Source organism: Kingella bonacorsii (assembly GCF_016623605.1).
GTDB classification, from domain to species: Bacteria; Pseudomonadota; Gammaproteobacteria; order Burkholderiales; family Neisseriaceae; genus Kingella_B; species Kingella_B oralis.
In genome coordinates this window covers 83,811-107,126 of record NZ_JAEHNZ010000004.1, presented here as the reverse complement: position 1 = coordinate 107,126, position 23,316 = coordinate 83,811, and the positions used below count along the sequence as shown (strand labels likewise).

Below are 23,316 nucleotides of genomic sequence, written 5' to 3'. Positions count from 1 at the left end.
TAGCAGCCTGAAAAAATTTTCTCTTTTAAAAATATTAAGATAAGTTAAGCCCGCAGTTAAGAATGTTTACTATTCTTAATATAAAGTCGGGGACTTGGGGTTGGTTTGCGGTTTTGTTGAGAGTTTTTCTCTATTAAATAATTTTTTAATCAATATAGTAAACAAAAATTTTCATAAATAAACAAAATAAAACATGAGTAAATTTATCAGGAAATATTTGTATTTTTACTACATGTGTGGATTACAACTTTGCTGGTAGAATTTCATGCATATATTTAAAACAAACCTTTTGATAACACAGGAACCCAACCATGAGCGAAGAACTCTACACACTGGTGATTGACGGCAAAGAAATCCAAGCGCCCGCCAATTCGTCCATTATCCAAGCGCTTGCCCGCGCAGGCAAGGCGATTACCGCCAACGTGGGCTGCATGGGGCAGGGCGTGTGCGGCTCTTGCCGTTGCTTGGTGCGCAAAGAAGGCGAGCGCAAGGCGGAAACCAAATTGGGCTGCGAAACCAAAATTGAGCCGGGCATGCAAGTGAGCTTTATTGATTACTTCTTGCCGGCTCGTATTCATTATTACGACATGAACAAAGTGGGCGATGGCTGGAACTGGCTGGACGAAGTGGATGAAACCTTCCCTGAAGCCAAAAACTGTCGCCATTGCGGCGGCTGTGATGCGGCTTGCCCCAAGGGCTTGGAAGTGCAAAACGGCGTGGCGCAAGTGGTGTCGGGCGATTTTTCCACCGCGTCCAACACGTTTGACGAATGCGTGATGTGCAACCTGTGCACGCTGGCCTGCCCCGAGCATATCCGCCCCAACCATTTGGGTCTGTTCGCCCGCCGCATGAAAGCCGCGCGCACCTTGCGCCCCGTTGATTTGATGCGCCGTTTGCAAGAAATCGACAACGGCAAGATTAAAGTAGAAATTGATTAAGAAAGGCAGCCTGAAAATGACCCACACCGTAAAAGGCATTGATTACGAAACCGCGTTGGCCAATTTGCGCCGCGCCGAGCCGCAGCTCAACGGCACGCTGCCCGAAAAAGAAGTCCTGCTCAAAACCTTCCACCCCGACTACGCCCCCAGCGCGCACACCACATTGAGCGAGGGCGTGAACGCAGGCGATTCCTGCCATCCCGATTTGGCTAAATTACTGACCGCCCACGCCTTGATAGAAGACTACGATTTGGCAGGCGCGGAAAGCATGCGCACCGATGTGTTGGTGATTGGCGGCGGCGGTGCGGGCGCGGCGGCGGCTTTAACCGCCGCGGCGGAGGGCGCCAGCGTGATTATGGCGAACAAGCTGCGCATTGGCGACAGCAACACCGTGATGGCGGAAGGCGGCATTCAGGCTGCCGTGGGCGAGGACGACAGCTTGCAACGCCATTATGAAGACACCATCAAAGGCGGGCACATGGCAGCCAAGAAAGAATTGGTGGCGCAAATGGTTACCGATGCGCCCTCGGCAATTCGCTGGTTGATTGGCTTGGGCATGGATTTTGACACCCAAGGCAGTGATCGCAACGGCAAATTGGTACGCAAAAAAGCAGGCGGCACCACCGCGCAACGCATCTTGTGCCACCGCGATTTCACGGGCTTAGAGATGATGAAAGTGCTGCGCGAAGCGGTGGAAATTGAACCGCGCATCACCCAGCTAAACCGCCATCCCGCCGTAGAATTGTTGTCCGACAACGAGGGCAACTGCGTGGGCGCGGTGTTGTATGACTTGGAAAAACGCCAACTGGTAACGATACACGCCAACGCGGTTATTTTGGCAACAGGCGGCTCGGGGCGTTTGCATTTGCAAGGCTTCGCCACATCCAACCACTACGGCGCAACGGCAGACGGCTTGGTGTTGGCGTATCGCATCGGCGCGAAACTGCGCGATATGGACAGCTTCCAATACCACCCCACAGGCGTTGCCCATCCGCCGCACATGGCAGGCGCGTTGATTTCCGAAGCCACGCGCTCGGCAGGCACCAAATTGGTCAATGGCTTGGGCGAGCGTTTTGTGGACGAATTGCAGCCGCGCGATGTGGTTGCCGCCGCCATTTTGCGCGAAGTGCAAGAGGGGCGCGGCGTGGTGCGCGATGGGCAAGTGGGCGTGTTTTTGGATACGCCGCGCATCATTGCCGAGCAGCCCGATATTATGAAACGCTTGGTAACGCTGGGGCACGTTGCCCACAAATGCGGCGTTCACCCCGAAAGCGAACCTTTAATCATCCACCCCACCTTGCACTACCAAAACGGCGGCATTGAAATCAACGGCGATTGCGAAACCACCGTGAAAGGCTTGTATGCCGCAGGCGAAGTGTCGGGTGGCATCCACGGGCGCAACCGCTTAATGGGCAACGCGCTGCTAGACATCATCAGCTTTGGTCGCCGTGCAGGGCGCGCCGCCGCCAAAGCCCCGCGCCGCAACAATGTGCGCGGCGGTTTGAAACACGTCCACAACTTCCAACGCGCCTTACAAAAAGCGGGCGTGAAAAGCGACGCAAAAGCCCCCGTGTTGTATCCCGATTACGGCACATTTGATTGGAAAGAACACGCAGGATTGATTTGCGCGATTAATTGAGAACGCGATAACCCGTTTTCAGGCTGCCTTAATCGCATCGGCAAAGGCAGCCTGAAAACGGAAAACCAAACCGCGCCATCATCCACCGCAAAGGCAGCCTGAAAACCATTGGGCACGCGCCAACACACTTTCAGGCTGCCTCAACCACCCAATTCCCCATACGGAACCAAAATCATGAAAAACGAACTGAACCAAGTATTACTCCACCCCAGCCGCCTCGTCGGCTCCGACTTGAACGCATGGCTGGCCGTAGGCGGCGGCGAAGGCCTGCTCAACGCCCTCACCGCGCCCGACAACATCGCCCAAGTGCTGGAAGACGCAGGCTTGTGCGGCATGGGCGGCGCAGGCTTCCCCACCCACCGCAAATGGACAGCCATGGCGGAAAGCCCCAGCGAAAGCGGCGACCGCTATGTGGTCTGCAACGCCAACGAAGACGAACCGGGCACATTCAAAGACCGCTTCTTGCTGGAACATACGCCGCATCAAGTGATTGAAGGCGCGCTGATTGCCGCCGTGTACACCCGCGCCAACAACATCATTCTCTACATCAACCCCCATCTGACCGAATCGCTCGCCGCCACGCGCGAAGCCATCGCCCAATGGCAAAAACACGCCCTGTTCCAGCGCATTGAAGCGCATCTAGGCAAACCGCTCACGATCAAAGTAACCGAATCATCAGGACGCTACATCGGCGGCGAAGAAACCGCCGTGATTTCATGGCTCAACGGCGGCTTCCCCTTCCCGCAATACAAACCCCCGTTCCCATTCCAAAAAGGCGTGGCAGGCGAGCCCACCTTGCTCAACAACACCGAAACGCTGGCGCACGTTCCCCATATCTTGCGCAACGGCGCGGAATGGTACCGCAGCTTGGGACGTGCCAACGGCGTAGGCACCAAGCTCTATTCGCTATCGGGCGACGTGTTGAACGAAGGCTTGTTTGAGCTGCCGATGGGCATCACCTTGCGCGAATTGATTGAAAACTACGGCGGCGGCATGCTAGAAGGGCGCACGTTTAAAGCCGTGTTTATGGGCGGGCCATCCAACAACATTCTCACCGCCAAAGATTTAGACGTGCCCTTGGACTTCGTTTCCGCCAAAGAGCGCAATTCAGGCTTGGGCACAGGCGCGATGATTGTGGTTTCCGAGGGCACCAGCATCGTGCGCAAAACCGCCGACTACATCCAATTTTTCGCCAACAACTCCTGCGGACAATGCCCGCCCTGCAAAGGCGGCACTTATCAACTCGCCCGCTTGGTTGAACGCGTGGACAACGGCACCAGCACCGAAGACGATTTGCACGCCCTGCAAAATTTGGTAAACATCATGCCAGGAGCGGGGCGCTGCGGCTTGATTACCGGCGCGGCAACTGTGGTCGCCAGCTCCATGCGCACCTTCCCGATTGAATACGGCTTGCCCGAAAGCAAATAAGCGGCGCAAAGGCAGCCTGAAAACGGATGAATGCCGTTTCAGGCTGCCCGAGCGGCTTCCCGCGCCCTATCCATCACGGATGGCACACCGCCCGACACACTTTTCAGGCTGCCCGCAACCAGTCGGGCAGCCTGAAAAACGGTTGCACTGTTAATTTAAGTTATATCAAGGCAAAACGTGTTATTTAAGAGTTAAATCATGTTTGCTAAAATGGCGTTTCAGGCTGCCTAAATCGCCCCGGCAGGCGCAAATCGCGCAGCGGCAGCCTGAAACCGATTAAACCTTTTCTTTCTTAACTCAACTTTCACGAGGTGAAATCATGGGCTTTAAACCAATCCCAGCCGCCATAGCATTAGCCCTAACGCTAATTCTCTGGTTCATCCCCGCGCCCGAAGGCGTCGCGCCCAACGCGTGGCATCTGCTTGCGCTGTTTATCGGCATCATCGCGGGCATCATCGGCAAAGCCATGCCCATCGGCGCGATGGCGATGCTTGCCATGACCATTGTGGCGTTGCTGCAAGTAACCGTGCCCGAGCTGGGCGCAGACGGCAATCCCATCAAAAACCCCGCCGCCCAAGCCGCCAAAGACGCGTTAAGCAGCCTGAACAGCCCGCTGATTTGGATGATTGGTATCGCCATCATGATTTCACGCAGCCTGCTCAAAACAGGGCTGGGCACGCGCATCGGCTATTTGTTCCTGTCGCTGTTTGGTAAAAGCACCGTGGGCGTGGCATACAGCCTTGCCTTGTGCGACTTGCTGATTGCGCCCGTTACCCCGTCCAACACCGCGCGCGGCGGCGCGATTGTTCACCCCATCATGAAAGCCATCGCCACCAGCTTTGATTCCGACCCCGAAAAAGGCACGCAAAACAAAATCGGGCGCTACCTGGCGTTGGTGAACTACCACGCCAATATTATTTCCTGCTTGATTTTCCTCACCGCCACCGCGCCCAACCCCTTGGTGGTGGACTTGGTTGCCAAAGCCACCGACAGCAAAATCCACCTGTCGTGGGGCACATGGTTTGTCGCCATGGTTGTGCCGGGGATGGTGGCGATGGTGCTGATGCCGATTATTTTGTATTTCCTGTATAAACCCGAAATCACCAGTACGCCCGACGCGCCCGAAATGGCGCGCGCCAAGCTCAAAGAAATGGGGCCGATGAGCAGAAACGAAAAAATCACGCTGGGCGTGTTTGCTGTGTTGCTCGTGTTGTGGGCAGGCCTGCTTGCACCGCTTGGCATCAAAGTGGATGCCACCACCACCACCTTCCTCGGCATCTCCCTGCTGCTGCTCACCGGCGTTTTGACATGGGACGACGTGCTGAAAGAAAAAGGCGCGTGGGACACCATCGTGTGGTTCGCCGCCTTGGTGATGATGGCGACCTTCTTGAACAAACTGGGCCTGATTAAATGGTTCTCCGACCTGATGGGGCAACAAATTCAAGGCATGGGTTTAAGCTGGGTAGTCGGCTGCGCCTTGCTGGCTTTGGTGTACATCTATTCGCACTATATGTTTGCCAGCGGCACGGCACACGTTACCGCCATGCTCGGCGCGTTCTACGCCGTGGGCTTGCATCTGGGCGCGCCGCCGATGCTGTTTGCGTTGGTGCTCGCCGCCAGCACAGGCATTATGATGTCGCTCACCCACTACGCATCAGGCTCGTCGCCCGTTATCTACAACTCAGGCTACACCACCATGGGCGAATGGTGGATTGCGGGCTTTGTGATGAGCGCGGTGGAAATCCTGATTTTCTGCACCATCGGCATCACGTGGTGGAAAATGTTGGGCTACTGGTGATGATGCGTTTTAGCTAAGCTGAACTTCGTTTCAGGCTGCCTTGGGGATGAGGCAGCCTGAAACCTTTGCAAAACCGTAGGTCGTCGGGCATTTATGCCCGACGTTTTTATTTGTGGCAGATTTAAGACAGGGGCTTAGGAAGCAAAACCATCAAATAGTGGTGATAATCTTCTGAAATGAAGTTAAAAAAAACAAATATCAAAAGTTCAGCAAAATTTTCGAGCCGCAATTCCGCCAAAGCCCACGGCTGTTTGCTTTGGATTTGACCGCCTCCGATACCGCCGGATTAGCCGGCATCAGCCTCAGAAGTATCAACACGCTATATATCTGAGCTTGCGGCAGCCTGAAAATCCATTTGAATCCCCACCGCAGCAAGCAAGCCTGTTTTAACGCTTGGCTTCGCCCGCAGCGTGCCAATGCTTTTAGTTTCTCAGCCCGTTTGGCTGCCCAAACAGCTCCAATCCGCTTGTTTAACCGCCAGGTTTTTCCCGCAAAAGGCAGCCTGAAATCCCACGCTTGGCATAACCCGCTATAATGCGCCCTTTTTCCATTCAGGCAGCCTGAAAGCCATGTTCACCCTCCAACACAACCACCCGCTGATTAACCGCACCACCTTCGCCCTGCCCGCCACCGCCGCGCATTACGTTGAGCTTACCGACAGCGCCGATTTGCCCGCCCTGTGCCAGCTGCCCGAATACGACCGCCGCACCGTCTGCTGGCTCGGCGGCGGCAGCAACACCCTGTTCACGCGTGATTATCCCGCGCTGGTGGTACACATCGCCACGCGCGGCATCCGCGAAACCCATCGCGCGGGCGGCATCGTGCACATGGAAGCGCAAGCGGGCGAAATCCTGCACGACTTCATCCAGCACACGCTCGCGCTCGGGCTGAGCGGGCTGGAAAATTTAAGCCTCATCCCCGGCACAGTGGGCGCGTGTCCCGTGCAAAACGTAGGCGCGTATGGTGTGGAAGTGAAAGACCGCATCGTTTCCGTGCAATGCTTTGATTTGGAAACGCAAAACTTCATCACGCTATCCAACGCCCAATGCCAATTTGGCTACCGCGAAAGCCTGTTCAAACAGCAAGGCAAACGCCGCTACGTCATCACCGCCGTAACCTTTGCGCTAGACGAAACCTTCGCGCCCAAAATCGGCTACGGCGAGCTTGCCGCCACGCTTGCCGAACAATACGGCAGCCAAGCCCCCACCGCGCAGCAAGTCGCCCAAGCCATCATTCGAATCCGCCGCAGCAAGCTGCCCGACCCCGCCGAGCTGGGCAACGCAGGCAGCTTCTACAAAAACCCCATCGTTTCCGCCGAACACGCCGCGCGCATCCAGCAGCAATACCCCGCCATGCCCAGCTATCCGCAAGCCGATGGCAGCCTGAAACTCGCCGCAGGCTGGTTGATTGACCAATGCGGCTTAAAAGGCAAACAAATCGGCGGTGCGGCGGTGCACGACAAGCAAGCCCTTGTGCTGGTAAACAAAAACCACGCCAGCGCGCAGGACGTGCAGGATTTGTCAGATTTTGTCTGTCAAGCGGTGTGGGAAAAATTCCACATCCAATTAGAGCCCGAGCCGAACCTTGAACCGCATTGGGATTGATGCGGCAGCCTGAAAACCCGCGCCGCTCATTGCCAAGAAGCCAAAACGTTTCGCATTACGTTTTGGCTTCGCGTTTTCAGGCTGCCTAAAATCTTATACAATCGCGCTATTTTCTTTTCCAAACAAAATATTAGCGAGCACCACATGAGCAAAGAACCCCGCACCAACACTTACAATAAAATCATCGACGCCAGCCTGATGCTGTTCAACGAACACGGCGAGCGCAACATCAGCACCAATCATATTTCCAGCCACCTCAACATTAGCCCAGGCAATCTCTATTATCACTTTGCCAACAAAGACGAAATCATCGTGCAAATTTTCAAACGCTATCGCCAAGAGCTGCTGGACTATCTGGGCAAAACCGAGCTGCCCGATGGCATTGAAGGCACGGTGGCGTATATGAAAGGGCTGTACAATATTTTGTGGGATTACCGCTTTTTGTTTAGCGATGTGAACGCGCTGCTTAACCGCAGCAAAACGCTGCTGGGCGAGCATAACCAGTTCACGCAAAACCAATTTGCCCCGCTGGCAACCAAGCTGTTTGGCATGCTGCGTGACAAAGGGCTGATTCACATTGACGACCGTGGCGTGAAAGATTTAACCGTGAATATGTGGCTGGTGGGCAAATATTGGTTTGACTTTGACGGCTCAATCAACGGGCGCGATTCGTTGCGTGCCGAAGAAGTGAAAGCGCGCGGCGTGTATCGCACATTGAGCCTGCTGCGCCCGCATATTGAGCCGAATCTGGTTGCCGAGTTTGATGCGCTGATGGATAGATTGGTGGGCGATGAAGCGGCGTGATGTGGTATTGCTGAGCGCAGAGTGAAATAAAGGCAGCCTGAAAAGCGGGATTTGGTTTTTCAGGCTGCCTTTGTGTGTGGAGATTGCGTATTTATGCCCGATTTTTGTGAATGGGGCTTGGGTGAACACGGGCGGGTGTTCGACCAGCCAGATTTCGTCTTCGGTGTCGGGCGTGCGCGCGGCGTTGAAGGTTTTCATGGCTTAAAAGGAGGAGGCGTAGTCGGCTCTCTGCCTAGTTTTTTGATGTTCATGGGGTTTCCTTTGGAGGATGCGGATGCAGGCTGCTTTTGGCGTTTCAGGCTGCCTAATCGGCGCGGCGCAGCTGGCTTTTGTGGATATAGCCGGAAATAAGTTTGTTGTTGCCGTATTCGTTTTTTTCGGTATAGGCACCCTGATTGGTGTAATACAGCCAGTCGCCCCTGTTCAATTTCGGAATAATCTGCGCGCGCGTGCCGTTGGGCAGAGTGGTGAGGATTTCGGACTGCCCTGTAATCGGCTGACCTTGATCCATTTCGTTGTCGCGGACATTGGCCGAGCCGTCGGGGCTGGCAACGATGTAGTTCTGCACGATATAGCCCTGACTTTGGTGGACGTAGCCCGTGCGGCCGCCGTTTAGTTGGATACGCAACCATTTGCCCTGCCTGCCGAGGATTTTGTGCTGCGTGCTACGGTAATCCAGCTCGGTGAGGATTTTGCTGTGCGTGTCGGGTGCGGCACGGACGTTGGCGCTGCCGTCGCATTCGATATCTGGTAGGAAATAGTCGGCAGCTTGGGCGGGCAGCATGGCGGCGGCAAGCAGGAGGGGGAAGAGGAGTTTTTTCATGGTGGGGTTTCCTTTGGGGATGGATTAGGGGGCAGGCTGAAACCTTTGCAAAACCCCCAACAACAGTCTAAAACCTAAAATGGAGCGGCGACGGCTCGTCGCCAAATTGCTTGTTAAACCATAGTATTACTGATTTTTCAAAATGTCGGCGAGCCGCCGACGCTCCATCGGTTACGGGTTTTGCAAAGGTTTCAGCCTGAAAACCCTATCCCCATTTTCAGGCTGCCTTTGGCTTTGGCGTGTATTTCTATTTTCAGGCTGCCTATTGCTGCGCTGCTAACCAATCTTCAATCCGTTTTAACAACGCCTGTTCCGACAAGCCCATTTTATCCATCAGCAACGCCGTGTCGCCGTGTTCGGTAACGATGTCGGGGATGCCGCACAGCAGCGTGGGTTTGAGGCAGCCTGAAAATGCCAAGCTTTCCAGCACCGCGCTGCCCGCGCCGCCTTGGGTGGTGTTTTCTTCCAAGCAAACCAAGTAATCATGCGTTTGCGCCAATTCTTGCAGCAAATCGTTGTCTATTGGTTTTACAAAGCGCATATCGGCAACGGTGGCGTTGAGTTGCTCGGCGATGCCCAGCGCGGGTTGCACCATGCTGCCAAAGGCAATCAGCGCGATGCGTTGCCCTTGGCGGCGCAAAATGCCTTTGCCCACGGGCACGGTCGCCAAATCGCGCACCACGTTCACGCCGATGCCCGTGCCGCGCGGGTAGCGCACGGCGGCGGGTTGGTTGAGTGCGTAGCAGGTGGAAAGCAGCAGGCGGCATTCTTGCTCGTCGCTGGGGGCGGCAATCACCATATTGGGCACGCAGCGCAAATAGCTTAAATCGTACACGCCCGCGTGGGTGGGGCCGTCCGCGCCCACGATGCCCGCGCGGTCAATGGCGAACAGCACGGGCAGGTTTTGCAGCGCCACGTCGTGCAGCAATTGATCGTAGGCGCGTTGCAAAAAGGTGGAATAAATCGCCACCACGGGTTTGGCTTCGGCGCACGCTAAGCCTGCGGCAAAGGTTACGGCGTGTTGCTCGGCGATGCCGACATCAAAGCAGCGGTTGGGGAATTGCTGGGCAAAGGCCACCAAGCCGCTGCCTTCTATCATGGCGGGGGTGATGGCAATCAGCCGTTCATCGGCTTGGGCTTGGTCGGCAAGCCAATCGGCAAAGACTTCGGTGTAGGTGGGCGCGGAGGCGGCTTGGGCTGCGCTGGCTTCGGTTTTCAGGCTGCCTGAATCGGGATTGGCGGCGGCGGGGGCTTTGCCTACGGCGTGGTATTTCACGGGGTTGTTTTCGGCGAGCTTGTAGCCGTTGCCTTTTTTGGTGATGACGTGCAATAACTGCGGGCCTTTTTTGCCGCGCAATTCGCGCAACACTTGCACCAGCTGGGCGATGTTGTGCCCATCCACCGCGCCTGTGTATTCAAAACCAAAGTTTTCAAATAAACCAAGGCTTTGTTGCACGTGCTCGCTTTCGCTGGCGTAGGTTTTGATAGTTTGCTCGGCTTTTTCGGCGATTTCTTTTACGGCGGGCAGTTTGTCTAACACTTTTGCCGATTGGGTTTTGATTTCGTGCAACACGCCGCGCATATCGCGCATCACATGGCGGGCAAGGTGTTTGGGCAACGCGCCCACGTTGGGCGAAATGGACATTTCGTTGTCGTTCAAAATCACCAGCAGGTTCACATCGCTCATGTCGCCCGCGTTGTTCAAGGCTTCAAACGCTTGCCCTGCGGTCATCGCGCCATCGCCGATGATGGCGACGCTGCGGGCATCGCTGCCGTGCAGTTTGTCGGCAACCGCCATGCCGAGTGCTGCGCCGATGGAGGTGGAAGAATGCCCCACGCCGAACACGTCGTATTCGCTTTCGCAACGTTTGGGAAAGCCTGCCAAGCCTTGGTATTGGCGCATGGTGTCCATGCGGTCTTTGCGCCCCGTGAGGATTTTGTGGGGATAGGTTTGATGCCCCACGTCCCACACCAAGTGGTCGTGCGGGGCGTTGTAAACATAATGCAGGGCGAGGGTAAGCTCCACCGCGCCGAGGTTGCTGGCGAAATGCCCGCCTGTTTTTTGGATGCTGTCTAGCAGCAGTTCGCGGATTTCTTGGGCAACTTGGGGCAGTTGGTTTTCGCTCAGTTGTTTGAGGTCGTTTGGGTTTTGGATGGAGGAGAGAAGTGGGGTGTTCATGATGGATGGACGGGGTTAGTGTTGTGGGTTGGCGAGGCGCAGCAGCTGGATGGCGAGTGCCAAGCCAATCAGGCTGCATAACAGGTAAACAAGATAGGAGATGCCGTTCCATGTGCCGACGTGTCCGCCGATGATGTTGTGCAGCCAGTTGGTTTGATTGGCGCGCAGGACGGCGACCACGGGGGTGATGAGCCATTCGTTGATGGCGGTGAACACAAGCAGCGTGCCTGCCCAAAAGGGCGTGCGGGATTTGTGATACGCCATGCGGTTGTCGCTGCGGGCGGTGAAGTAAACGATGAGCCAAACGGCAAGGGTGAATAGGTTGGCGATGTGAAAGAGGCTGCCTGAAAGTGTGTCGGCTAGGGCTTTGCCGCTGTCTGAGGTGTTGAGGTGGTTGGCAACGAGGGGGGCAACCACGCAACCGACGCTAAGGTGAAATCCGAGCCAAAGGCTGATGAGTAGGGCGGTGATGCGGCGCATAGGCTGGTCCTTTGCTGGTGTTGAAAGGGCATATCATAGCGGAATTTGGCGGGATAGGCGGGTAAATTTTGAATATAAGAACCTGTATTCACTCTTTTCATAGGCATCTTTCATGTCCTAAAAACGCGGCTACTGCGTTAAAAATGCGCGCAAGGTGTTCAACCTTGCTGCGCTTTTTGCCTTGTGTCCGCGTTTTTATGTCATCAAATCTACCTATGAAAAGAGTGAATACAGGTTCTAAGGCAGCCTGAAAAGGGGGTGGGGTTTCAGGCTGCCTTTGTTTTCAGGCTGCCTCACAACCCGCCATAAGAATGCAGCCCCGACAAGAACATATTCACGCCCACAAAGGCAAACGCGGTGATAAACAGCCCGATAACCGCCCACCACGCCAATACTTTGCCGCGCCAGCCCGCCACCAGCCGCATGTGTAGCCAAATGGCGTAGTTCAGCCACACGATAAACGCCCATGTTTCTTTCGGATCCCAGCTCCAATAGCGCCCCCAAGCGTCGGCGGCCCACAGCGCGCCGAGTATGGTGGCGATGGTGAAAAACAGGAAGCCCACGGCGATGGCTTTATACATGGCTTCTTCGATTTGCGCGGCATCGGGCAAAAATTTGCTGCCGCGCAGGGCGATGAGTTCCGCCGCGCCAAACGCCGCCGCCATGCAAAACGCGCCGTAGCCAATAAAGTTGGCAGGCACATGGATTTTCATCCACCAAGATTGCAGCGCGGGAATCAGCGGCTGGATTTCGTGCGCACCGCGCGACAGGCTGTACCACAGCGTGAAGCCCACCAAGCCGCAGAGCAGGGCGTAGATAAACACGCCCAGTTTTTGCATGGCGAATTTGCGCTCGTAATACAGATACATCAAGCCTGTAATCACCATAAACAGGATAAACACTTCGTATAGATTGGAAACGGGGATATGCCCTGCATCGGGGCGCAGCAAATAGCTTTCGTGCCAGCGCACCAGCAGCCCGACAAAGCCCATAAAGGCGGCCGCCCATGCCAAATCGCTGGCGATTTTGAGCAGCACGTTGGTGTTGTGGGCGTTTGGGTTTTGTTGAGACGCGCTTTGCTCGTTTTCAGGCTGCCTCTGTTGTTGCCGCCATGCGGTGAGTGTGCCAACTAGATAGGCGGCAAAGGCGAACGCGGTTAGGGCGCATTGCCACATAATCGCCGATTGGCTGCTTAACAAATAGCGCAGGAAAAATTTGCCGCTTTGCTCATGCCCATTGGCGATGTTGCCATCGTATAGCCCCACTGCGGCATAGCCCGCCAACACGCCGCCGATAATAAACCAGCGCATCGGCTTGAAAAACCAGCCCAAGCCCGTGGCGATAAGCGTGCTTGTCCACAGGATAACGGTTTCGTAGATGTCCATGTGGTGCGGCAGCTTGATTTGAACCAGCGCGCCAATGGTGGCGATGCAGGCGGCAAACAGCCAGTCGGTGAGATTAAGGGTTTTGAGCAGCGATTTTTCGCGCAGCAGCTCGTGTTGGGGGATGGGTTGGGTGGTCATGGTTTGTGTGGTTTGATGGGTTATAGGGTTGAGGCAGCCTGAAAATGGGTTGGGCGAATGTTGGTTTAGCTGTTTTCAGGCTGCCTATGGGTTGGTTAAACGGCGTTTTCGGCGCGTTTTTTGTTTGTGTGTTGGTTAAACAAGCCGCTTAAAGGCAGCCTGAAAACGGATGGATTAGCGCGCCCGCAGCATTCGGATGCCCGCATACAATATGGCAGTAGATAGAGTCATAAACACCAACGATGATGTAGAGGGTTGTTGCCAAATGCGGAACAAGCCGCCAAAAATAAATACGTTGCCAATCAAAATTGCCAACACGGCAACTACAATGCGCCAGATTCTGCCGAACCACGATAACCGATGCAGCGGCGTAAATTGCGGTGGCAACGCCCAATCCACATATAACAAGGACAAAAATCCCGACGCACCCATAAGCAAAATTCGTAGAATGTTTATTTTGTTTACGTTTGCGTTGGTTTGCGCGTCAAACCATACTCTTACTGCCATCCAAAGCATGAAGCTCAAATAGATAACGGCGATAACAATGGCATCTTTGGTGGGTTTGCGTGGCATCGTTATTTTTCCTGTTAATGTTAATCAGAGGCAGCCTGAAAACGTTTTTTGTGTTTTGCCTTGCGGTATACCCCTTTGTACCCAAATCAAAGATTTGGACAAAGGGGCAAGGCTGCCTTTGGCGCGTTATTCACTCTCGTGATGCAATTCTTCCGCCACCGCCAGCACCGCGCTCAAAATGCTCTCGCCCAAGCGCAGCGAGCGTTGCCCGTTCCAGCCAAAATCGTCATCGGGCAAATTGTCGTTGTCTTTAAACGGCATTTCCAGCGTGTACGCCAAACAGCCAAACGTGTTGCCCACATAATTGGTGGCAAGGGTTAAATTCGCTTCGCCAAAATGGTCTTTTTCGTAGCCATGCACGGTTTGGAAATCGGGTGAGGCAGCCTGAAAAGCCGTTTTGAACAGCGTTTCCAATTCGGCGATGCGGCTGGTGTAGTTTGGCACGCCTTCCGTGCCCGCCACGAAAATGTAGGGGATGCTTTCATCGCCGTGAATGTCTAAAAACACATCCACGCCCGTTTCGTGCATTTTCTCGCGCACAAAATACACTTCGGGGCTGCGCTCTATGCTGGGGTTTTGCCATTCGCGGTTCAGGTTCGCGCCCGCCGCGTTGGTGCGTAGATTGCCCAAAGCCGCGCCGTCGAGGTTCATATTGGGCACAATGTAGAACGTGGCTTTGTCTAATAATTTGCGCGCGGTGGGGTCTTGGTGGTCCAGCAGGCGCGACAAAAAGCCCTCCATAAACCATTCCGCCATCGTTTCGCCGGGGTGCTGCCGCGCGATTACCCAAATTTTCAAATCACTGTCCACTTGGTTGCCGATGGTCAGCAAATTGATGTCGCGCCCTTGCACGGTGCTGCCCAAATCTTCAATTTGGCACAAGCCGCTGCCTTGCGCTTCGCCCAGCAAGTTCAAATGCTGCTCGCTGGAATAAGGCTCAAAGTAGGCGTAATAAATGCTGTTGGCAAGCGGCGTGTGGTTGATGATGAGTTCGCCGTTTTCGTATTGCGTGGGCACGCGAAACCAGTTTTGGCGGTCGTAAGAAGCAACGGCTTGATAGCCATCCCAGCCTTCGGGATAGGCGGCATCAGCGGCGTTTTCAAAGTGCATCACGCAATGAGTGTATGCCGCACCTTGCAAGCGAAAGTAGAACCATTGTTTGAAATCGGCAGCGGTATCAGGGCGCAGTGCCAAGCGAATGTGCGACGGATTGGATAAATCGGTTACGATGATGCTGCCTGCGTCAAAATTGGCGGAGATTTTCATGGTGTTTACTCGTGGGCGGTTGTTTGAAAACAATGTGAAAAATGAAAACGGGCGCGATTATACGATTATTTTGCACACAATACGGCACATGATGGGCGCTTTTGTTGAAATAAATTGCCTGCGTTAAAAAATATTTTTAATAAAAACAAGGTTTGCAGGATTAGTTAGTTTTTTGTTGCTTGACTGCTTTGGTGTTTGCCCCTAAAATTCGCATCTTTCAGTCGGGGCGTAGCGCAGCCCGGTTAGCGCATCTGCTTTGGGAGCAGAGGGTCGTGAGTTCGAATCCCACCGCCCCGACCACTAATTTAGTCCGATAGTTTCTAAGTGCCCGTAGCTCAACTGGATAGAGCACCGACCTTCTAAGTCGGGGGTTACAGGTTCGATTCCTGTCGGGCGCGTTTAATTTTTCATTATTGTTCTCCTAGTGGTGGCTGTAGCTCAGTTGGTAGAGCCCCGGATTGTGATTCCGGTTGTCGTGGGTTCGAGCCCCATCAGCCACCCCATTCGTTCAAACGACCAAACCGCATTGTTTAATGCGGTTTTTTGTTATGTTCGTTTTATCAAAAGTAACCATCGCTGGCGGTTTAAGGTTTTCAGGCTGCCTGAAAGGATGATTTATGTTGACTTCGCGCCATTGTGATTTGTTTAACCGCCCGTTTTTCCAATTTGCGCAGTTGAAAAAATACGCGCCCGAAAGCATCCCGCAGCTGAAAGCGGATTACAAGGCGGCGTGGCAGGATTGGCAAAGCGTAATCGGGCAGGTGGCACAGCGGCTGGCGCGGGATAATCCGCAGTTTGCGCCGCCGCATATTGAGCGTTGGTGCAACGGCTGGCAGGTGCGGGCGCATTTTTTTGCGTTTTTCAAATACGCCCGGCATGAAAACGATGCGGCGATTTTGTCCGTGTTGCTCAACCGCCGCCGTTTAACCGTGTCGCTGGATTGGCATTGCTACAAGGCAGACCGCTCCACGATTGCGCTGCCGCAATACAACCAATGGCTGGCGGGTTTGGATGCGGACGCGTTTGGCGAATTTGATGTGTGGCACGGCAGCGAGGACGAATATGCAGATTATGCGCCGCTCAATCGGCAGCCTGAAAACGCTTTGACGCTGCGCGATGCGGATGATTTCTTTTGCATTGGGCGACATGTTGAGCGCGATGATTTGGACGGTGTGGACAGCGTGGATTGGATTGTGGCGCAGGTGCGGGCGTTGGTGCCGTTGTATGAGCGATGTTTTGAGTAAGGGTTTTCAGGCTGCCTTTGTTTGGTTGAGGCAGCCTGAAAAATTTAGCAATCATCCCAAATAAAATACCATATAATGATGGTAAATTTTAATAAGGAAATTATAATGTTTAATAATTCTATACTTGAAGAAAAACTGAATAAAATACAGACTGGTCTGGTTGAATTGGCACTTGAATATGCAAAAAATACAACTGAAACTGTATATATTTATGGTTCAAACGAGCACAATAGTTTGTTTTTTAACGCATTTTTCAAAGATGATGGAATTATTGTTGAAAAACATAAATTAAAAATTTTTGGTAGTGCTTTCGCTCCAATTGAATTGCAAATGAAATTTCTTGATTTGGGTATGGATGATTTTAAAGAGTTGTGTAGATTATTTGAAATATATCAGGGGAAAACTTTAACGCAGTTAAAATTAGTATATGATGTAGTCAATAAAAAGGCGCATGCTGACTATTCTTATGATTCATTCTTGTCTAATAAAACAATAGCCGAGCACATTTTTAATCAATGGTTTGAAGAAGAAAAACAAAAAGTGGAAGTTTCAAATATTTAAATAAAAGGATCAGATAATTTGATTTTGATTTGTTTCACTTTGAAGGGAAACAAGCAACTATGTTTATCCATTTTCAGGCTGCCTCAATCCGCAATGATTAGGCAGCCTGAAACACAAAAAGCGTTATAATCCAACCCATTATTCAAACCGATATTAAGGAATAAACCATGCCGCAATCTCCTCACATTCTCTGCCGCGAACTGTCGCTGTTGGCGTTTAACCGCCGTGTGCTGGCGCAAGCGCAAGACCCGCACGTGCCCTTGCTGGAACGGCTGCGCTTTTTGTGCATCGTGTCGTCCAATCTGGACGAATTTTTTGAAGTGCGCATGGCGTATTTGCGCCGCGAGCAACGCGCCAACCCCACGCAAGTGTTTCAATCGGGGCAAACGCCCGGCGAAACCATCGCACTGGTTTCCCGCGAGGCGCACGCGATTATTGCCGAGCAATATCAAATATTTAATCAAGAATTGCTGCCCGCGCTTGCCGAAGAGAACATTGTGTTCTACCGCCGCAAGCAATGGACAAACGAGCAGCGCGAGTGGATTGAAGATTATTTCAACCGCGAGCTGCTGCCGATTCTCACGCCGATTGGCTTGGATGCCTCGCATCCGTTTCCGCGCCCGCTGAACAAATCGTTGAATTTTGTGGTGGAATTGGATGGCAAAGATGCGTTCGGGCGCGCTTCGGGCATGGCAATCGTGCAAGCGCCGCGCATTTTGCCGCGTGCGATTCGGCTGCCTGAGCATATCTGCGATGGCAAAGATGGCTTTGTGTTTTTGTCGTCCATTTTGCACGAATATGTGTACAAGCTGTTTCGCGGCATGACAGTGAAAGGCTGCCACCAATTCCGCCTCACGCGCGACAGCGATTTAACGGTGGAAGAGGACGATTTGAGCAACCTGCGCACGGCGATTCAAAACGAATTGCGCGACCGCGATTTTGGCGACGGCGTGCGGCTGGAAATCGCCGACCAATGCCCTGATTACATTAGCCAATTTTTGCTGGAACAATTTAAGCTCACACGCGATGAGCTGTATCAGGTGGAAGGGCCGGTAAACCTTGTGCGCCTGATTTCGGTGCCCGATAAGGTGAACCGCCCCGATTTGAAATTTGCGCCGTTCACGCCGCAATATCCTCGCGCCTTGCGCAAATCGGCATCGCTGTTGGACGAAATCTCCAAGGGCGATATTTTGCTGCATCATCCGTATCAATCGTTTGAGCCGATTGTGAAATTTATCCGCGATGCCGCGCACGACCCCGATGTGGTGGCGATTAAGATGACGATTTACCGCACGGGCAGCCATTCGGAGCTGGCGCGCGCTTTGATGGCGGCGGCGTTGGCGGGCAAGCAAGTAACTGTGGTGGTGGAATTGATGGCGCGGTTTGACGAGGCGAATAATGTGTCGTGGGCAACCAAGCTGGAAGACGCGGGGGCACACGTTGTGTATGGCGTGTTTGGCTACAAGGTGCACGCCAAAATGGCGTTGGTGATTCGCCGCGAACAAGGCAGCCTGAAAACCTATGCGCATCTGGGCACGGGCAATTACCACCAAGGCACATCGCGCATTTACACCGATTTTGGCTTGCTCACCGCCAACACCGCCATCACGCGCGACATCAACACATTATTCATGGAAATCACGGGCTTGGGGCAAGCCAACAAGCTGAAAAAAATCTACCAAAGCCCGTTTACGCTGCACAAAATGATTATGGACAGCATCGCGCGCGAAACCGAAAACGCGAAAAACGGCAAGCCTGCGCGGATTATCGCCAAGCTCAATTCGCTGATTGAGCCGCAAGTGATTGAGGCGTTGTATGCCGCCAGCGCGGTGGGCGTGCAAATTGATTTGATTGTGCGCGGGATGTGCGCGTTGCGCCCGCAAGTGGCGGGGCTGTCGGAGAACATTCGCGTGCGCTCCATTATTGGGCGGCTGCTGGAACACGCGCGGGTTTATTATTTTTACAACGATGGCGCGGAAAACGTATTTATTTCCAGCGCCGATTGGATGGGGCGCAATTTTTTCAGCCGCATTGAAACCTGCACGCCGATTGAATCGCCCGCGCTCAAACAGCGCGTGATAGAAGAGGGCTTGCTGCTGGCGTTGCGCGACAATGTGAAAGCGTGGCAGATGCACGGCGATGGCAGCTACACGCGGATTGTGGCGGATGGCGACGAGGTGGGCATTCAAGAAACGCTGTTGGCGCGATATACGGAATGATTTTCAGGCTGCCTTTGAATGCTGTTATGAGGCAGCCTGAAATTTAAAATGGCGCGGCGATGGCTTGTCGCCAAACATAATTTTTCTGATTAAAGATATGTCTGCGAGCCGTCGCCGCGCCATCGGTTGCAGGTTTGCGCCGTTTCAGGCTGCCTCTTTATCTCGCCGTAAGGCAGCCTGAAAACAGGTTCTCAATCCATTCCGCTTTTCAGGCTGCCTCTCCCCAGCCATCAATCGCGTATAATCGCGCTTCCCCTCCACATCATCAGAAAAGGAAAAACATGGATACCTTAGAGCTGCTCACCACCCGCCGTTCCAACAAAAGCCTGCGCGCGCCCGCGCCCGACGAATTGCAACTGGACAGCATTTTGCAAGCCGCCAGCCAAGTGCCCGACCACGGCAATCTCACCCCTTGGCGGTTTATCGTTATCCAAAGCGAGGCAGGCAAACAGCGTTTTCAGGCTGCCCTGCGCGAAACGGCGATTACGCTCAACATGGGCGAAAAAACCTTGGCAAAAGCCGAGCGAGTGGGCAATTTCGCCCCCTTAACGATTGCCGTGATTGCCAGCCCCAAAGAAGGCAAGCCCGAGTGGGAGCAGCACATGAGCGCCGCCTGCGCCGCCTATGCCATCCAGCTGGCTGCCCAAGCGCAAGGCTTTGACAATGTTTGGATAACAGGGCTGTGGGTGAACTCGCCCGTGTTGCAGCGCGAGTTTGAATGCGGTGAGCAAGAAAAAATCATCGGCTTGATTATGATTGGCACCGCGGATAAGCCCAACCCAGCCGAGCCGAAAAACACCGATGTGGAAGCGTTTACTACGCATTGGTAACCCCGTTTCAGGCTGCTTCAATAGAGCAGGGTAGGGCAGCCTGAAAGCTATTTTATTTTTTGTAAACAAGGAGATGTTATGGAAAACCCTAACCAACCCAACCTGGATAAGCAGCCTGAAAACCAACCCAGCGGCGCACAAGAAGCCTTGCAGCAAGCCGAGCAAACCTTGCGCGATGCCACCCAATCGCAGCCTTACACAGGCAGTAGCGACATCAGCCAAGACGATAAAAACGTTGCCATGCTGGCGCATTTGCTGGCTGCCTTTTTCGGCTTTCTCCCACCGCTGATTTTGTGGCTGATGCACAAAGACAAGGCAGGCAAGGATTTTGTGTGCGACCAAGCCAAAGAAGCGTTGAATTTCCAAATTACCGTGATTCTGGCGGTGTTTGTGTCGTGCTTGTTGATGATTGTGCTGATTGGCATTTTGCTGTTTTGGCTGGTATTGGCTGCCAATTTTGTGTTGTGCATCATTGCCGCCGTTGCCGCCAGCAAAGGCACGGCGTACCGCTATCCGTTTGCGCTGCGCTTGGTTAAGTAGAAAGAACCTGTATTCACGCCAAAGGCAGCCTGAAAAGCAAAATTGGGCTTTTCAGGCTGCCTTCTGTTTACAGCGCGGATTGCAAAACCTGTTTACCAAATCGTTTACAAAACCGACAACAAAAATCCCCCAAAATAACTACCCCGTCCATCCGCCATAACCACTATAATCCTAACAAAACCTTACACATCAAAACGAAAGCTAGCCATGCCGCTCACGCCCATCGCCGAACTGCAAACCATCATCCAAACCCACATCGCCAACCGCCCGCTGGCTCTTGATAGCCAAACCTTGCCGCTTGCCCAAGCCGCAGGGCGCGTGTTGGCGCAAGACATTGTCGCCCCGCTGGCTATCCCCGGCAGCAACGTTTCCGCCATGGATGGCTACGCGCTGCCCCAAGCCGCCCCCGCGCAAAGCAGCCTGAAAATCGTGGGCGAATCCGCCGCAGGCAGCCCGTTTGCAGGCAGCCTGAAAATGGGTGAGTGCATCCGCATTATGACGGGCGCAACCGTTCCTGCCTGTTGCCGCACCGTAATCATCCAAGAAAACGTTATCCGAGATGGCGACCATATTGTGTTGCAACAAGATGCGCCCGATGCCGCCAACATCCGCTATGCCGGCGAAGAAATCCAAGCAGGGCAAATTCTTTTTGCCGCAGGACGCATCTTGCGCCACGCCGATATTATGGTGCTTGCCGCGCAAGGCATTGGCAGCGTTGCCGTTCAACGCAAGCTGCGCATCGGCATCCTATCCACAGGCAACGAGCTGGTGGAAGCGGGCAACCCCATCGCCGCGCATCAGATTTACGACAGCAATCGCCCAATGCTGCACAGCAAATTGCGCGATTGCCCCGTGGAGATTATTGATTTGGGCAAGCTGCCCGACAACCTAGATGCCACCGTGCAAAAGCTGCACCAAGCCGCCGAGCAAAGCGATGTGGTCATCACATCGGGCGGCGTGTCGGTGGGCGATTATGATTATTTGCGCCAAGCCGTCGCCCAAGTGGGCACGATTCATCACTACAAAGTCGCCATGAAACCAGGCAAGCCGTTTGTGTTTGGGCAGCTGGGCAGCGCGTGGTATTTCGGATTGCCAGGCAACCCCGTTTCGGGCTATGTGGGCTTTGATTTGTTTATCCGCGCCGCGCTTTGGCAGATTGCGGGCGCAACGCCGATTCCGCAGCCCTTGCGTTTTCAGGCTGCCTTAACCCGCAACGTGAAAAAAGCCGCAGGGCGCGCCGATATTCAACGCGCCATCATCAGCCAAAACAGCGACGGCACATGGCAAGCCACACCCACGGGCAAACAAGATTCCCACCGCATCCTCGGCGTAAGCCAAGCCAATGCCTACATGATATTGCCGCAAGAGCGCGGCGATTTGGCGGCGGGGGAAATGGTTACTGTGCAGCCGTTGCATGAAGCGTTTTTGTGATGCGAAAACACTATTTCAGGCTGCCTCAGTAGGCAAGCATAGGCAGCCTGAAAAACCATCTACCCCACCATCCACAACCACCCCAAAGGCAGCCTGAAAACCACACACCCAAGGCACACACCATGACCACCCTAATAGACCCCCACAACCGCCAGCTCACCTACCTGCGCCTCTCCGTAACCGACCTCTGCAACTACCGATGCAGCTACTGCCTGCCCAACGGCTACCAAGGCAAAGCCAAGCCCGACGAGCTTACCCTGCCCGAAATCCAAACCATCGCCGCCGCCTTCGCCCAAAGCGGCACGCGCAAAGTGCGCCTCACAGGCGGTGAAGCCACGCTGCGAGCCGACTTGCCCGACATCATCGCCACCATCCACGCCCAGCCGCAAATCCAACACATCGCGCTCACCACCAATGGGCACCAGCTAGGCAAAAATTTCCCCGTTTACCGCGACGCAGGATTAAGCAAACTCAACATCAGCCTAGACAGCTTCAACCCCCAAACCTTCCACAAAATCACCGGCAAAGACCAAAGCCAAACCATCCTGCGCGACATAGAAACCATCCTCAACACAGGCTTCACCAGCATCAAAATCAACACCCTATTGCTGCGCGAACACGCCCAAGAAACCCTGCACGACGCACTGGACTACATCCGCAGCCGCCCCATCGCCCTGCGCTTTATAGAACTGATGCAAACAGGCGACAACCCCACCTACTTCCAACAGCAACACCAAACCGCCGCGCAACTGGAACAAAACCTCATCACCCAAGGATGGCAACTGCAACCGCGCCAACCCCACGCCGGCCCCGCCCGCGAATACAGCCACCCCGACTACATCGGCAACATCGGCATCATCGCCCCATACAGCAAAGATTTCTGCACCAACTGCAACCGCCTGCGCATCACCGCCCAAGGCAAAATGCACCTATGCCTGTTTGGCAGCGTCGCCCACGATCTGCGCCCCTATTTGCACGACGTAGGCAGCCTGAAAAACCAAATCACCCAGCTTGTCCAACAAAAGCCCGAACACCATTACTTGCACAATAAAAAAGTCGGGCTGATTACCAATCTATCCATGACAGGCGGCTGAACAACCCTTTTCAGGCTGCCTTAACCGCGCAGAACATAAGCTGTTTTCATGGCGTTGCGCCGCCATACCCACGCCCAGCAGCCCAACCGTTCGCGCCTTAAAAACAAGTGCACAATCCCAAGCCATTTTAGCTCCGCTGGACTTCGTTTCAGGCTGCCGCAAACTTGATGCAGCCTGAAACCTAAAATGGAGCGGCGACGGCTCGTCGCCAAATGGCAAACCGCATAGGTATAAACGATTTCAGGCTGCCTTAATTGCCTGATGCAGCCTGAAAAAACAAAACCGCTCGATGTTGAGTCAAACGATTTTTCTACTGGATAGATTGAATTTCAGGCTGCCTTC

At 53.9% G+C, this 23,316-nt stretch carries 19 protein-coding genes, 3 tRNA genes and 2 pseudogenes; 17 read left to right on the top strand and 7 right to left on the bottom strand.

What is annotated here, in order from left to right:
* Positions 1–311 precede the first annotated feature (311 nt).
* From JDW22_RS11090 to JDW22_RS11065, 7 genes and pseudogenes are all read left to right on the top strand, one after another.
* On the top strand, positions 312–938 hold the full coding sequence (locus JDW22_RS11090; protein WP_003793885.1) for a 2Fe-2S iron-sulfur cluster-binding protein: 627 nt from the start codon (positions 312–314) through the stop codon (positions 936–938).
* Between the two features lie 16 nt (positions 939–954).
* On the top strand, positions 955–2,577 hold the full coding sequence (locus tag JDW22_RS11085) for an FAD-binding protein (RefSeq protein WP_200523109.1): 1,623 nt from the start codon (positions 955–957) through the stop codon (positions 2,575–2,577).
* 174 nt (positions 2,578–2,751) lie between these two features.
* Positions 2,752–4,005, top strand: coding sequence for a complex I 51 kDa subunit family protein (locus JDW22_RS11080; RefSeq protein WP_200523108.1), 1,254 nt, complete (start codon positions 2,752–2,754; stop codon positions 4,003–4,005).
* A gap of 319 nt (positions 4,006–4,324) precedes the next feature.
* Positions 4,325–5,803, top strand: coding sequence for a DASS family sodium-coupled anion symporter (locus JDW22_RS11075; protein WP_200523107.1), 1,479 nt, complete (start codon positions 4,325–4,327; stop codon positions 5,801–5,803).
* 214 nt (positions 5,804–6,017) lie between these two features.
* Positions 6,018–6,131 (top strand): annotated as a pseudogene (locus tag JDW22_RS13740) (IS1595 family transposase); the annotation flags it as partial.
* Positions 6,132–6,372: 241 nt separating this feature from the next.
* On the top strand, positions 6,373–7,407 hold the full coding sequence (gene murB / locus JDW22_RS11070) for a UDP-N-acetylmuramate dehydrogenase (protein WP_200523106.1): 1,035 nt from the start codon (positions 6,373–6,375) through the stop codon (positions 7,405–7,407).
* A 144-nt stretch (positions 7,408–7,551) separates the two neighbouring features.
* A complete protein-coding gene (locus JDW22_RS11065; RefSeq protein WP_200523105.1) occupies positions 7,552–8,211 on the top strand; it encodes a TetR/AcrR family transcriptional regulator in 660 nt (219 codons plus the stop codon).
* A 93-nt stretch (positions 8,212–8,304) separates the two neighbouring features.
* Here JDW22_RS11065 and JDW22_RS13735 read toward each other — a convergent pair.
* From JDW22_RS13735 to JDW22_RS11035, 7 genes and pseudogenes are all read right to left on the bottom strand, one after another.
* Positions 8,305–8,409 (bottom strand): annotated as a pseudogene (locus JDW22_RS13735) (lipoyl(octanoyl) transferase LipB); the annotation flags it as partial.
* 106 nt (positions 8,410–8,515) lie between these two features.
* Entirely contained in the window at positions 8,516–9,034 is a 519-nt protein-coding gene (locus JDW22_RS11060; protein WP_200523104.1) for an SH3 domain-containing protein, read from the bottom strand.
* 262 nt (positions 9,035–9,296) lie between these two features.
* A complete protein-coding gene (gene dxs, locus JDW22_RS11055; RefSeq protein ID WP_207748836.1) occupies positions 9,297–11,213 on the bottom strand; it encodes a 1-deoxy-D-xylulose-5-phosphate synthase in 1,917 nt (638 codons plus the stop codon).
* A 15-nt stretch (positions 11,214–11,228) separates the two neighbouring features.
* A complete protein-coding gene (locus JDW22_RS11050; RefSeq protein WP_200523103.1) occupies positions 11,229–11,693 on the bottom strand; it encodes a DUF4149 domain-containing protein in 465 nt (154 codons plus the stop codon).
* A 293-nt stretch (positions 11,694–11,986) separates the two neighbouring features.
* The gene (ccsB, locus tag JDW22_RS11045; protein ID WP_200523102.1) at positions 11,987–13,216 is read right to left on the bottom strand and encodes a c-type cytochrome biogenesis protein CcsB; all 1,230 of its coding nucleotides are present in this window, start codon (positions 13,214–13,216) and stop codon (positions 11,987–11,989) included.
* 174 nt (positions 13,217–13,390) lie between these two features.
* Entirely contained in the window at positions 13,391–13,789 is a 399-nt protein-coding gene (locus JDW22_RS11040; protein WP_200523101.1) for a hypothetical protein, read from the bottom strand.
* A 126-nt stretch (positions 13,790–13,915) separates the two neighbouring features.
* Positions 13,916–15,055 (bottom strand): M14 family metallopeptidase, encoded by a 1,140-nt coding sequence (locus JDW22_RS11035; protein WP_200523100.1) that lies wholly within the window; start codon positions 15,053–15,055, stop codon positions 13,916–13,918.
* 222 nt (positions 15,056–15,277) lie between these two features.
* On the opposite strand from JDW22_RS11035, the gene JDW22_RS11030 reads away from it, so the two are divergent.
* The 10 genes from JDW22_RS11030 (at position 15,278) to moaA (ending at position 22,974) form a co-directional block, all read left to right on the top strand.
* Positions 15,278–15,355, top strand: a tRNA-Pro gene (locus JDW22_RS11030).
* A gap of 24 nt (positions 15,356–15,379) precedes the next feature.
* Positions 15,380–15,453, top strand: a tRNA-Arg gene (locus JDW22_RS11025).
* Positions 15,454–15,482: 29 nt separating this feature from the next.
* Positions 15,483–15,558 (top strand) — tRNA-His (locus JDW22_RS11020).
* A gap of 114 nt (positions 15,559–15,672) precedes the next feature.
* Positions 15,673–16,299, top strand: a complete 627-nt coding sequence (locus JDW22_RS11015) for an HI_0552 family protein (protein ID WP_200523099.1) — start codon at positions 15,673–15,675, stop codon at positions 16,297–16,299.
* Positions 16,300–16,404: 105 nt separating this feature from the next.
* Positions 16,405–16,860: a hypothetical protein gene (locus tag JDW22_RS11010; protein ID WP_200523098.1), complete on the top strand. Its 456-nt coding sequence runs from the start codon at positions 16,405–16,407 to the stop codon at positions 16,858–16,860.
* A gap of 167 nt (positions 16,861–17,027) precedes the next feature.
* Positions 17,028–19,079 (top strand): polyphosphate kinase 1, encoded by a 2,052-nt coding sequence (gene ppk1, locus JDW22_RS11005; RefSeq protein ID WP_200523097.1) that lies wholly within the window; start codon positions 17,028–17,030, stop codon positions 19,077–19,079.
* A gap of 281 nt (positions 19,080–19,360) precedes the next feature.
* On the top strand, positions 19,361–19,909 hold the full coding sequence (locus JDW22_RS11000) for a nitroreductase family protein (RefSeq protein WP_200523096.1): 549 nt from the start codon (positions 19,361–19,363) through the stop codon (positions 19,907–19,909).
* Positions 19,910–19,987: 78 nt separating this feature from the next.
* Positions 19,988–20,449 carry a DUF4870 domain-containing protein gene (locus JDW22_RS10995; protein ID WP_235965493.1) on the top strand — a complete coding sequence of 154 codons (462 nt, stop codon included), beginning with the start codon at positions 19,988–19,990 and terminating at the stop codon, positions 20,447–20,449.
* 207 nt (positions 20,450–20,656) lie between these two features.
* On the top strand, positions 20,657–21,880 hold the full coding sequence (gene moeA, locus JDW22_RS10990) for a molybdopterin molybdotransferase MoeA (protein WP_200523095.1): 1,224 nt from the start codon (positions 20,657–20,659) through the stop codon (positions 21,878–21,880).
* A gap of 122 nt (positions 21,881–22,002) precedes the next feature.
* The gene (gene moaA, locus JDW22_RS10985; protein WP_200523094.1) at positions 22,003–22,974 is read left to right on the top strand and encodes a GTP 3',8-cyclase MoaA; all 972 of its coding nucleotides are present in this window, start codon (positions 22,003–22,005) and stop codon (positions 22,972–22,974) included.
* The last annotated feature ends 342 nt before the right edge of the window (positions 22,975–23,316 follow it).